Source organism: Bradyrhizobium sp. (assembly GCF_030646015.1).
Lineage (GTDB): Bacteria > Pseudomonadota > Alphaproteobacteria > Rhizobiales > Xanthobacteraceae > Bradyrhizobium.
Genome location: NZ_JAUSLT010000196.1, coordinates 16,387 through 29,182 on the forward strand (window position 1 = coordinate 16,387; position 12,796 = coordinate 29,182).

The following is a 12,796-nucleotide window of genomic DNA, read 5'->3' on the forward strand; positions in this document are numbered from 1 at the left end:
TGCCTGGAGCCAACCCAATGACCGAGCCCGCCGAATACACACCGCCGAAAGTCTGGACCTGGAACAAGGAGAGCGGCGGCAAGTTCGCCGGCATCAACCGTCCCATCGCAGGCGCAACCCACGACAAGGAATTGCCTGTCGGCCGCCATCCGCTGCAGCTTTATTCCCTGGCGACGCCGAACGGCGTCAAGGTCACGGTGATGCTGGAGGAGCTGCTGGCGGCCGGCCATAAGGGCGCCGAATACGACGCCTGGCTGATCAAGATCGACGGCAATCAGTTCGGCAGCGGCTTCGTGGCGGTCAACCCGAATTCCAAGATCCCGGCGCTGATGGACCGCAGCGGCCCCAAGCCGATCCGGGTGTTCGAATCCGGCGCCATCCTGGTGCATCTGGCCGAGAAATTCGGGGCGCTGCTGCCGACCGACACGGCGGCCCGCGCCGAATGCCTGTCCTGGCTGTTCTGGCAGATGGGCGCCGCGCCCTATCTCGGCGGCGGGTTTGGACACTTCTATGCCTATGCGCCGAGCAAGATCGAATACGCCATCGACCGCTTCGCGATGGAGGTGAAGCGCCAGCTCGACGTGCTCGACCGGCGCCTTGCAGAGAGTGAATATCTCGCAGGCCCGGACTACACGATCGCCGACATCGCGGTCTGGCCCTGGTACGGCAGCTTGGTCAAGGGTGTGCTGTACGGCGCCGGCGAATTCCTCGATGTGCAGTCGTACAAGAACGTGCAGCGCTGGACCGACGCCATCGCCGCGCGCCCGGCGGTCAAGCGGGGACGGATGGTCAACCGCACCTGGGGCGAGCCCTCGAGCCAGCTGCACGAACGCCACGATGCCGGCGATTTCGATACAAAGACGCAGGACAAGGTCGAGGCCGGGCAGGCGGCTGCGGCCGGGGCGTGATTGATGGTATCACCGGACAAATTGTAGGGTGGGCACGCCATCGGGTCGCGCGAACGCGCGCCCCGATGGCGTGCCCACCATGATGTTTTGCGGGAAGATGGTGGCACGACGCCAAGGGGCGCCTTTGCTCACCCTTGGAATTTGGGGATCCCGACGACAATTTCCTCGCCAATGGGTTTCGCCGCTTTAGGCCGCGCCGGCCACCCTGCGGCGCGAGGCGAGCAACAGCCGGATCTGCGTTGCCGGTAGTGCCGGGCTGAACAGATAGCCCTGCATCTCGTTGCAGCCGAGCGCGCGCAGCATGGTTCGTTGCGCCGGGGTCTCGACGCCCTCCGCGACCGTCGTCATGTGCCTGGCGGTGGCGATGTTGACGACGGCCTGCACGATGCAGGCCGATCCGTCGGCTTCCGCGACGTCCTTGATGAAGCAGCGGTCGATCTTGATCTTGTCGAACGGGAAGCGCTGCAGATAGCTCAGCGAGGAATAGCCGGTGCCGAAATCGTCCAGCGCGATGCGCACGCCGAGGCTGCGCAACTGGTGCAGCATGGCCAGTGCGGCTTCGTCGTCTCGAATGAGAACTGCTTCGGTAATCTCCAGTTCGAGGCGGTGGGCCGGGAGGCCGGAGGCCGCGAGCGCAGCGGCGACCTTCAACGCGAAAGCCTGACTTCGGAACTGAACCGGCGAGACGTTGACCGCTACCCTGACGTGATCCGGCCATGTTGCGGCTTCGGCGCAGGCCGCGGCCAGTACCCATTCACCGAGCGGGATGATCAGGCCGGTTTCCTCGGCCACAGGGACGAATTCCGCGGGTGAGATCGGACCCCTTGTCGGGTGATGCCAGCGCAGCAGCGCTTCGCAACCGCTGATCGCGTTATCCGCGAGGTCGACCAGCGGCTGGTAGTGCAGCTCGAGACCGCCGACGGCGATCGCCTGACGCAGATCACGCTCCAAGAGACGCAACGCCTTCATCCGTGCATCCATGGCCGGTTCGAAGAAGCGCGAGGTGCGCCGCCCGTCGGCCTTGGCGGCATACATCGCCAGATCCGCATGCTTCAACAGCTCGTTGAGATCGGCGCCGTCCTGCGGAGCCAGTGCAATGCCGATGCTGGCGTCGGTGGCGAGCAGATGACCTGCGCAGTCATACGGCTCGCGAATCGCGGTGTAGATTCGCTCGACCAGGTGTGTGGTGTCCGCCGGCCGCTCGACCGCCATCTGGATGATGGCAAATTCGTCGCCGCCCAGCCGGGCCACGAAATCGGTGGCCGCGAGGCACCCGCGCAGGCGGCCGGCCACCGCTCGCAGCAGTTCGTCGCCGATCGGGTGTCCGAGCAGGTCGTTGACGCTCTTGAATTCATCGATGTCGATATAGAGCACCGCCAGCTGTCCGCCTTCTGCAAGGCCGTCGAGCGCCGCGGCAAGCTGCTGGCGAAACAGCGCCCGGTTCGGCAGGTCGGTCAGCGCATCGTAATGCGCCATATGCGCGATCCGCTCGTCGAACCGCGCGCGCTCCGTGATGTCCTCATGCGTGGCCAGCCACCCGCCGCCCGCCACCGTCCGGTTCACCACCTGGATCGAACGTCCGTCGGCGGTTGGCAAGACGAACTGTGTCACCTTCTTTTGCAAGACGTCATCCAGGATCGTCGCGTAATACACTTCCCCGTCGCCTTTGAACGATCCTGCCTGCTTTCGATGTGCTATCAGCTCACGCAGGGTGCAGCCGGGTTTGACCACGTCCCGCGAAAGCCCGTACATCTCGATGTAACGCTGGTTGCAGATGACCAGCCGCTCCAACCCGTCGAACAAAACCAGGCCCTGAGTCATGTGGTCGAGCGCGATATCGAGCCGTTGCTTTTCCAGCATCCCAAGGCTTTGCGACTGCAGGAGCTTTTCGTTGAGGTCCTCGATGTCATGGCGCTGTCGTTCAAGCGACGCGGCGGTCCCGTTCAGAACCCTCATCAGGCTGCCAAGTTCGCCCCTGGGATAGGGCGGTGGAACCCGCGCGCTGAGGTCGCCGGCACCGAGGCGCTGGGCCATGGTCGCGATACGGCTGATCTGGACGCGAATACCGACTTCCGCCAGCAACCAGACGCCGGCGAACAGCAACAGCGAGAGCACACCGAGGATGGTCATGTCTTCGGCGAGACGGCGGTTTGGCGCCGCCACCAGTTCGGATTTTGAACGACCGACCATGACATGCAAATTGACGCCGCCGACAGCGAGCGTCTCGGCTGCGGACCAGACCCGGGTTTCGCCGCTGGGATTCACCAGCTCTTTCGAGCCGCCGCGATCCGCCGCAACGCGGAACAGGGCGGAATCCGCGATCGAAGTGCCCGGCCCGTCGCCCCCAAGCGGCGCCGGTGACCGGCTCAATACCGCGCCCTTGCGGTCAACCAGCAAGACTTCGAAGCCGCGCGGTAAATTTTCGGTTTGCTCCTTCATGAACCTGGTGAGGTCAAGCGAGGCCAGCAGGACGAACTGCAGCCGCTGGGACGCATCACGCACTGGATAGGCGATTTGCAGCACCGCGGAGCCGGTGAGGCGTCCAAACACCGGCTCGATGACGATGCTATCGGCTGCGTTCGAGGCCTGCCTGAAATAATTGCGATCGCGCAGGTCGAGCACGCGCCCGGTGCGCAACGAGTCGCATAACAGGCCGCCATTGGGATCGATGGTCAGGATGCCCGTGTATTGGGGATGCTTCGCGAGAACCTCGGAAAGGAAACCGGAACATGCTGCCTTGTCGGGACTGGCGAGGTCGCGGGCCCGCGCCAGACCGACGTGAAGCTGGCTGGTGCCCTGGATCCGCGTGTCGAGGCTGGTTGCGATGGAGCGGGCCGTCGCGGCCAAACCACGGATGGCAGCGTCGATGTCCTTGCCGCGATCCTGATAGTACCGCCAACCCACCAGGATGGCCGGCAGCAGAGCGGTGCCCAACACCAGCAATAACAGGCGGACGCGGATACTCACAGGCGATACACCCTGAACGAACTGATAAGAAAATCTGGATCGCCGATCCCCGGTCTGACAGCGGGGGGCGCTTCAAATGAATTGAGGCGTCAGTCTGCCGCAAATTCTTAAAGGCCGGTTTGCGAGCGCGGCCGGTAGTTCTACGGGGGAGGGAACGATCAAGACACCGGCGAACCCGGACCGTGGCCGACGCGGTCGATTTCCCTGATCATCTTCGGTGGCTGCAATTTCCGCCGGTATTCCGCGGGGCCGATGCCGGCCAGCCGCCGGAACAGCCGACGGAACGACGACGCATCCTCGTAGCCGACCTCGCGGCCGATCGCCTCGACGGCCGTGCTGGTGGTTTCCAATAGCTGCTTGGCTTCCTCGATCCGCAACGCCTGAATATAGGCCAGCGGAGAATAGCCGGTGGCGATCCTGAATCGCCGGTCGAAGCTGCGCTTCGGCAGGCCGGATTGCCGGACCAAATCGCTCACGACATCGGCCTTGTCGTAATTCTCCGCGATCCACTGCTGCGCGCGCTCGATCGTCGCGTCGCCGTGGTTCACGTTCTGGATCATGCAGGCATAGGGCAATTGTCCGTCGCGGTGCCACTGATACAGGAACAGTTTCGACAGCCGGATGGCTTCCGCGGTGCCGGCGAATTTTGCCACCAGCAGTAACGCCAGATCCTGCCATGACGACGCGCCGCCCGAACAAACGATGCTGTGGCCATCGCCGCTCTGAACGATCAGGCGGTCGGCGTGCAGAGTCACGTCGGGATATTGCTGCTTGAACAGCGGCGCGTAGCTCCAGTGCGTCGTCGCCGCTTCGCCCTCGAGCAGCCCGGCTTCGGCGAGCACCAGCGATCCGCCGCAGGCCGCATAGAGCGCCGCGCCCTGGCCATGCATCGCCTTGATCCAGTCCAGCAACCTGCGATCCAGCCCCCGGAGGCAGGCCGCCGATTTCACCATGACGTTCGGCACGAACACGACGTCGGTCCGGTTCACCTCGTTGATGCCATCCTGCGGGATGATGCTGACGCCGGTGACGAGCTGCATCGCCTGTTTCGAGGTCGACACGATTCGCGGGTTGAAAACCGGATGATCTTCGTTGTCGCTGAAGTCGCGGCCCGCGGCCCACAGCGTGTCGAAGACGCCGTAAACGATCGACGGATCGCATTCCGGGAAAACAACCAGGCTCACATGTATTTGATCTCGCATCGAGTTGGCTCGATTGCCTCGGAAGCGGCCATTTTGCCACTCACGGCCGGCGACAGCCAGCTCTATCAGGACGACCAAACGACGCATTGGGCGCGCGCGTTCGAGCCGGGGTACGGATTTCGAAAAGGTCAAATTCGATGTGTCAAAGCAAGAGTTTCTACGATCGCCATATTTCGCCGCGGCTGGTTCATGCCGGCTGCAGCGTCGAGGAATTTGCGACGATGCGCCGGCGGATCGTGCCTCGCGCCAGGGGAATCGTGGTCGAGGTCGGTTTCGGCTCCGGCCTCAATCTGCCCTGGTACGATCCGCGGCATGTCGACCTCCTGATCGGCATCGAGCCCGATGAGGCGATGATCAAGCTGGCGCAGAAGGAGCTCGACAAGATGGCCTTCCCGGCCGAGCTGCGGCTAGGCATCGGCGAGAAGCTGCCGCTCAAGGACGCCATGGCCGACACCGTGGTGGTGACCTATGCTTTTTGCACGATTGGCGAACCGTTGAAGGCCCTCGACGAGATCCGGCGGGTGCTCAAGCCGGGCGGGCAGCTGTTGTTCTGCGAGCATGCGAGGGCCGATGGCTGGCGGGGAAGCCTGCAGCGCGGCTTGAACGGCGCTTGGCGCGGACTGTTCGGCGGTTGCCACCTGACCCGCGATCCCGTTGCGGTGATCGAAGCCGCGGGCTTTGCAACCGACGACGTGGTCGTCGAGCGCTTCTCGCTGCCGCGGATGTTGCTCGGCATGCACTATTCCGGTCAGGCCTGGGTGCGGCGCGACCACGCGGCTCGATCCGTGCCGGAGAAACTTGCCGCGGGAGGCGCGGATTAGGCCCCGCGCTTTCCGTCCCGTCCGCTTGGCGGCGGTGGCAAAAGCCGCGCCGGCGGGCTGGCGCGCCGCCGCGTCAAATGTGGCTAGTCCGCAAAAGCCGCAATGCTCGCGGCTGCATCGAGCATCGGCTGTTGACTGACAGCAATGAGGCCGGGTCCCGGCCTATCGACGTCCTGGATCAAGAATATCACGATCGAGACCAGCACGCCCATTGTAAAGATCGGGAGCCGCGAGCGCTGTGCATCCAGCCCGGCAGCATAGCCGGCGAAGGCGCCTGCGACGATTGCAAGACCATACAGGGCTATCAGTACCATGTTCGGCACGCGGTTGAGTAAAACCGCGTGCCGCGCTTCCTGTCTGTCGAACGTCTCGTTCAGTGCCTGTATGAAGAGCCCCGTTGGAACCACCGCGTTGTCCTTTACGGCTATTGCCTTGGCCTGCTGCCAAAGAGCCTCCTGGATGGCCCTCGACCGGACTATCGCGGCAGTGTTCTCTTTTGGAGGCAGCACGCGTTGTGTGATGTCCAGCCGAACCTGTACGTACTCGCGCAACAACTTGATGCATTCGGTGCTGTGTGGAGCGGGGAGCAGACGGGCACGTAGCGTGGCAGTGCTGATCGCATTTGCTTCGTTCAGCACGGCGCCGCGCCGCTGCTCGAACCCCGATAGGGCCATCGCGAAGGTGAAGCCGATCATCAGAGCCAGCAGCCCCAGGATCGAACCCTCCAATGTTGAAATATTCTCCCGACTCCGCCTACTGCTGAGCAGGCCAAAACGACGGCCGATCTCGCTGGCGGTGAGGATGCCGACAATGCCAGCGACAAATATAAGCGGCAGCGGATAATCGGCGAAGTCCATCCCAGAAGTCCCCCCACGACGAACTTACGCTAAAGGGCCATGTGGGCCAACCGCCGCTTTAGCCCACCGCGGACGGCACGCTCAAAAATCCGCGAAACCGGGCGCGACCGCCGCGCACCGGCGCGCCGTTCAGCGCGTAATCCGGAAACCGGGCCAGGAATCGCGAGATCGCGATCGCGCCTTCGAGCCGCGCCAGCGCCATGCCGGCGCATTGATGCGCGCCGGTGGCGAAGGCGAGGTGCCGGTTCGGGGTGCGGGCGATATCGAGGGTTTCCGGATCGGAAAATTGCTGCGGATCGCGGTTGGCAGCCCCAATGCACAGCGTCACCGGGGTGCCGGCGGGAAGCGTCACGCCGCCGAGTTCGACCTGCTCGGTGGTCATGCGGTTGCCGAGCTGGTTCGAGCTTTCGAAGCGCAGGATTTCCTCGACCGCTGATTTGATCAGGTCGGGATGTTCGATCAGCCGTTTCTTCTGCGTTGGGTTGCCGGACAGCGCCACCAGCCCGTTGCCGATCAGGTTGGTGGTGGTCTCATGCCCGGCGTTGAGCAGGAAGATGCAGTTGTGCAGCAATTCCTTCTCGGTCAGCCGCTCGCCATTGTCCTCGCCCTGAATGAGGCGGGTCAGCACGTCGCGTTCGCCGTTGCCCGGCTTTGCCCGGCGCCGCGCCACCAGGATTTCCAGATAGGCGAGAAAATCCGTCACCGCCTTGTTGCCGCGGGCAAAGACTTCCGGGGAGATCACCGGCTCGAGCGCGCCCAGAATCGCCAGCGACCAGTCGCGCAGGGGTCCGCGTTCGTCCTGCGGCACATCCAAGAGATTGCCGATCACCTCGATCGGGATGGCGGAGGCGAAGTCGTCGATCAGATCGACGCTGCCCTTGGCGGCGATCCCGGCCAGCAGCCGGTCCACCAGCGCGATCAGGTCCGGCTCCATCCCGGCGATGGCGCGCGGCGACAGCGCGCCCATGATCAGCCGGCGCACCCTGGTGTGCGCCGGCGGGTCGTTGAAGACGAGGCTGGTGGTGTGGTGTTCGTAGAGCGGGGAATCGCCGTATTTCGGGAAAAATTCCTTCCGCTTGTCGGAAGAGAAAAGCCTGGTGCTCTTGTAGGCGCTGACCAGGTCGTCATAGCGGGTCAGAAACCAGGAGCCGTTGGGCATGCGCTTGACCGGCTCATGCTCCCGCAGGGCACGATAGGTCGGATAGGGGTCGGCATAGAATTCGGCCGTCAGCTTCTCGATATTGAAGTCGGCGGCCAGCTCCCGTGCACCCAAATTCATGGCTCTGCATATTCTTTTTAAAACGGACAAGGCGGCTCTTGCGAACGGCGCTGGAAGCAGGACCGGCTAAATTAGTCGCATTTGCAACTATCTTAAACTGCGTCCCAGCTCTGGCGTCAACTCAAATGGAACAATGACGCTTTGCTCATTCGATGCCGTTTCCATTGAGGGAACCGGGCTTTTACGGATGGTGCATCGCAATATCGTGCTTGACATTTGGCATGGTGAGTGATTACTCACATGCCATGAGCACTCCCCTGCGAATGACCAGCGACCTGAGGCGGCAGCTTATCCTCAGCGCCGCCAAGCGTTGCTTTGCCCGCCACGGCTTTGCCGGGACGACGACCAAGAGCGTCGCCGCGGCCGCCTCCATTTCGGAAGGACTGCTGTTCAAGCATTTTCCGTCCAAGGCCGCGCTGTATGCGGAAATCCTGGCGGAGGAGTGCGAGGCCGATCCCGATCTGATGCATCTGCTCGCGTTGGAGCCGTCGACCGCCACCCTGGTCGAACTGGTCCGCGGCATGGTCGAACATTTCATGCAGATCACGGTCGATGAGCAGGAAGCGCAACGCCTCCGGCTAATGACCACCAGCCATCTCGATGACGGCGAATTCGCCCGGCTGCTCTACGGCAAGGTCGGCGACCTGATCGGGCCGGTATTCACCTCATCGCTCGAGCGCGCGGTCGCGGCGGGCGAGGCGTCGCGGATCGGAAACGAGCCGCTCAATCTGTTCTGGTTTGCGCATCACACGGTGCTGACGGCGGCGCTGACGCGGCTTCCGGCCGTGCCCTGTCTCACTTACGGCAATGCGACCGATCTCGAGCGGCAATTGTGCGAATTCATCCTCCGCGGAATTGGACTTAACGAAGCCGCAATTGCTTCGCATTTGGACCGCGAGACGTCGCCGGCTCCGGGGCAATCGGTTACTGAAGAAAGTGCATGAGATGAACATCGTGACCGAACCCAATATCGCCGGCAAGCCGATCACCGAGAAGCCGCACAAGCGTCCGGTGCACATGGTGCGCTGGTTCATCATCGTCGGGCTGTTGCTGGCGCTTCTGGTCGGCGGCATCGTCGGCTTCAACTATATCCGCAGCAAGGCGATCGCGAATTTCTTCGCCACCATGAAGCCGCCGCCGACCATCGTCACCGTCGCCGAGGCCAAATCCGAGGTGATTCCGAACCTGCTGAAGGCGGTCGGCGATCTCGCCGCCGTGCATCAGGTCAACGTCACTTCCGACGTCAGCGGGCGCATCACCGCCATCATGTTCACCGCGGGCTCCACTGTGAACGCCGGCGCGCCGCTGCTGCAACTATTCGATGGGCCCGAACAGGGCGACCTCGCGAGCTTCAAGGCCCAGGCTACGGTGGCGCAGCTGTCGCTGGAGCGGGCCAAGCAGCTGGCCGCGCGCCAGTTCGGGCCGCAGGCGACGGTCGACACCGCGCAGGCCGCCTATGACCAGGCCCAGGCCGGCATCGCCAAGACCCAGGCGATCATTTCGCAGAAGCTGGTGCGCGCGCCGTTCGACGGCGAACTCGGCGTCCGCAAGGTCGAGGTCGGACAGTACCTCACCGCGGGGACGCAGATCGTGTCGCTGACCGATCTGTCCAACCTCTATGCCAATTTCACCACGACGGAAAAGGACAGCGCGCTGCTCAAGGTCGGGCAGACCGTGCGCATCGTGGTCGACGCCTATCCCGGCAAGATTTTCGAGGGCAAGATCACCACCATCGAGCCGCAGATCAGCAGCGATACGCGCAACATCCGCGTTCAGGCCACCATCGCCAATCCCGATCGCATCCTGAAGCCCGGCATGTTCGCGACCACAACAGTGGTGCTGCCGGACAAGCCCGCCGTGGTCACGGTGCCGGAAACCGCGATCGATTACACGCTCTATGGCGATTCGGTTTATCTGATCACGGAAAAGAAGGCGGAGGACGGCAAGGTCAGCCTGACCGCCGTCCGTACCTTCGTGCGTACCGGCGATCGGATCGACGGGCGCGCCGTCATCGCCACCGGCCTGAAGTCCGGCGATCGCGTGGTGGCGGTCGGACAACTCAAGCTGCAATCCGGTGCAGCGGTTGCCATCTCGACCGATCCGCCGCCGCCAATCCCGGCGCAAGCGCCGCGCAACTAAGCAATTCTGCGCGGGCCTGACGGTCCCGCCACAAAGAACGACCACGGAGCGCCTGTAATGGCTTTTACCGATATTTTCATCAAGCGCCCCGTGCTGTCGCTGGTCGTCAGCCTGCTGATCCTGCTGATCGGCTTCAAGGCCGCAACCTCGTTGCCGATCCGGCAGTATCCGAAACTGTCGAACACCGTGATCACGGTAACCACGGTCTATCCCGGCGCATCGCCGCAATTGATGCAGGGATTCATCACCACGCCGCTCGAGCAGGCGGTGTCTTCAGCCGAAGGCGTCGACTACATCACCTCGTCCTCGACCCAGGGCCAGAGCCTGATTTCGGTTTACGTCAAGCTCAACTTCGATCCCAACCAGGCGCTGACCGAAGTGATGGCGAAGGTGAACTCGGTCAGGTACCTGATCCCGAGAGAGGCCAACGACCCGGTCATCGTAAAGACCACCGGTCAGACCACGGCGGTGATGTATCTCGGTTTCTCCAGCGATGAACTCTCGGGATCGGCGATATCGGACTACCTGACGCGCGTGGTGCAGCCGATCCTGTCGACCGTCGATGGCGTGGCGTCGGCCGACATTCTCGGCGGACAGACTTTCGCGATGCGGATCTGGCTCGATCCCGCGCGGATGGCCGGGCGTGGCGTATCGCCCGACGACATCGCCGTGGCGATCCGGGCGAATAATTTCCAGGCCGCCGCAGGCCAAGCCAAGAGTTATTTTATCGTCTCCAACGTCACCGCCAATACCGATCTGCAGAATGTCGATCAGTTCAAGCGCATGACCGTGAAGGCCAAGGACGGCGGCTTCGTGCGGCTGGAAGACGTCGCCACCGTCGAACTGTCGGCGCAAAGCACCGACGCCAGCGTCGCCTTCTCGGGCGAGCGCGCGATCTTCATCGGCGTGCAGGCGACGCCGCAGGGCAATCCGCTCAACATCGTCACCGGCGTGCGCGCGCTGTTTCCGGAGCTCGAGCGCAACCTGCCGCCATCGCTCAAGATGAAAGTCGCCTACGACTCGACCAAGTTCATCCGTTCCTCGATCGACGAGGTGCAGATGACCCTGATCGAGGCGGTCGGCATCGTGGTCGTGGTGATCTTCCTGTTCCTGGCGTCGTTCCGGTCGGTGATCATTCCGGTCGTCACCATTCCGCTGTCGCTGATCGGCGTCTGCAGCCTGATGCTGGTGGCCGGATTCAGTTTCAACCTGCTGACGCTGCTGGCGATGGTGCTGGCGATCGGGCTCGTGGTCGACGATGCCATCGTGGTGGTGGAGAATATTCACCGCCATCTCGAGGAAGGCAAAACGCCGGTACAGGCCTCGTTGCAGGGCGCGCGCGAGATCGTCGGCCCGGTGATTTCGATGACCATCACGCTGGCCGCGGTCTATGCGCCGATCGGATTCCTCGGCGGCCTCACTGGCTCGCTGTTCCGCGAATTTGCCTTTACGCTGGCGGGATCGGTGATCGTCTCCGGCGTGATCGCTCTGACGCTGTCGCCGATGATGTGCTCGGTGCTGCTCAAGCACGGGCAGAGCGGCTGGTTCGCCCAGAAGGTCGACAAGGTGTTCGGCGCCACCACGCGCTGGTACGGCAGGCAGCTCGACCGCTCGCTCGACTATCGCCCGATCACCGCGATGTTTGCAGTGACCATCCTCGGGCTTGTGGTGTTTCTCTATCAGAACACCCCGAAGGAGCTCGCTCCCGAGGAGGATCAAGGCATCGTGTTCGCGGTCGTGAAGGCGCCGAAATACGCCAACATCGACTACACCGATTTCTACAGCAGCAAGATGGACAAGGCGTTCGCGGCGTTTCCCGAGACCGACCTGCGCTTTGTGATCAACGGTACCGCCGGTCCCAGCAACGGGATCGCGGGCATGCTGCTGAAGCCGTGGGACGAACGCGAGCGTTCCTCGATCAAGCTGAAGCCGCTGGTGCAGGCGGAGCTCAGCAAGATCGAAGGCGTCAATGCGTTCGCGTTTAACCTGCCGCCGCTGCCGGGCGGTCCGGGCGGCTTGCCGGTGCAGATGGTGATCAACTCCACCAACGGTTACCAGGCGATCTATGAGGAGATGCTGAAGCTGAAGGACGCCGCGCGCAAGAGCGGGCTGTTCATCGTTGCCGACAGCGATCTCGACTTCAACCAGCCGGTGGTACGGGTGAAGATCGACCGCTCCAAGGCCAATGACCTCGGCATCACCATGGCGCAGGTCGGCAGCACGCTGGCTACGCTGCTTGGTGGCAACTACACCAACCGCTTCAATCTCGAGGGGCGGTCGTACCAGGTGATCCCGCAGGTGCCGCGCGGGCAGCGGTTGTCGCCCGAATCGCTTTCAAATTTTTACGTGCCGACCGCTACGGGCCAGCAGGTGCCGCTGTCCACGGTAGTATCGATCGAAACGGCAACCGATCCCAATGCGCTGACGCATTACAACCAGTTGAACGCCGCCACCTTCCAGGCGGTGCCGATGCCGGGTGTTACCGTCGGCCAGGCCGTGAACTTCCTCGAGGGCGCGGCCAAGAACCTGCCGGCCGGCTACAGCCATTCCTATCTGGCGGATTCCCGGCAGTATGTGCAGGAAGGCAATCAGCTCGCCATCGCTTTCGGCTTCGCGCTGATCA

The 12,796-nt window shown here is 63.2% G+C and carries 9 protein-coding genes; 5 read left to right on the forward strand and 4 right to left on the reverse strand.

The window, feature by feature from the left end:
- The first annotated feature begins 17 nt into the window (after positions 1 to 17).
- On the forward strand, positions 18 to 908 hold the full coding sequence (yghU, locus tag Q7T45_RS27990) for a glutathione-dependent disulfide-bond oxidoreductase (RefSeq protein WP_304875348.1): 891 nt from the start codon (positions 18 to 20) through the stop codon (positions 906 to 908).
- 186 nt (positions 909 to 1,094) lie between these two features.
- Here the strand turns inward: yghU and Q7T45_RS27995 are convergent, their stop codons facing one another.
- Both Q7T45_RS27995 and Q7T45_RS28000 read right to left on the reverse strand, forming a co-directional pair.
- Positions 1,095 to 3,875, reverse strand: coding sequence for an EAL domain-containing protein (locus Q7T45_RS27995; RefSeq protein ID WP_304875350.1), 2,781 nt, complete (start codon positions 3,873 to 3,875; stop codon positions 1,095 to 1,097).
- Positions 3,876 to 4,033: 158 nt separating this feature from the next.
- The gene (locus Q7T45_RS28000; protein ID WP_304875352.1) at positions 4,034 to 5,059 is read right to left on the reverse strand and encodes a GlxA family transcriptional regulator; all 1,026 of its coding nucleotides are present in this window, start codon (positions 5,057 to 5,059) and stop codon (positions 4,034 to 4,036) included.
- A 155-nt stretch (positions 5,060 to 5,214) separates the two neighbouring features.
- On the opposite strand from Q7T45_RS28000, the gene Q7T45_RS28005 reads away from it, so the two are divergent.
- On the forward strand, positions 5,215 to 5,898 hold the full coding sequence (locus tag Q7T45_RS28005; RefSeq protein ID WP_304875354.1) for a class I SAM-dependent methyltransferase: 684 nt from the start codon (positions 5,215 to 5,217) through the stop codon (positions 5,896 to 5,898).
- Positions 5,899 to 5,981: 83 nt separating this feature from the next.
- Here Q7T45_RS28005 and Q7T45_RS28010 read toward each other — a convergent pair whose 3' ends face one another.
- Positions 5,982 to 6,755, reverse strand: coding sequence for a hypothetical protein (locus Q7T45_RS28010; protein WP_304875356.1), 774 nt, complete (start codon positions 6,753 to 6,755; stop codon positions 5,982 to 5,984).
- A 58-nt stretch (positions 6,756 to 6,813) separates the two neighbouring features.
- Entirely contained in the window at positions 6,814 to 8,034 is a 1,221-nt protein-coding gene (locus Q7T45_RS28015; protein ID WP_304875358.1) for a cytochrome P450, read from the reverse strand.
- A gap of 245 nt (positions 8,035 to 8,279) precedes the next feature.
- Between Q7T45_RS28015 and Q7T45_RS28020 the strand changes: the two genes are divergently transcribed.
- From Q7T45_RS28020 to Q7T45_RS28030, 3 genes are all read left to right on the forward strand, one after another.
- Positions 8,280 to 8,978, forward strand: coding sequence for a TetR/AcrR family transcriptional regulator (locus Q7T45_RS28020; protein WP_304875360.1), 699 nt, complete (start codon positions 8,280 to 8,282; stop codon positions 8,976 to 8,978).
- A gap of 1 nt (position 8,979) precedes the next feature.
- On the forward strand, positions 8,980 to 10,173 hold the full coding sequence (locus Q7T45_RS28025; RefSeq protein ID WP_304875362.1) for an efflux RND transporter periplasmic adaptor subunit: 1,194 nt from the start codon (positions 8,980 to 8,982) through the stop codon (positions 10,171 to 10,173).
- Between the two features lie 57 nt (positions 10,174 to 10,230).
- A partial coding sequence (locus Q7T45_RS28030; protein ID WP_304875363.1) for an efflux RND transporter permease subunit occupies positions 10,231 to 12,796 on the forward strand: 2,566 nt, incomplete at its 3' end.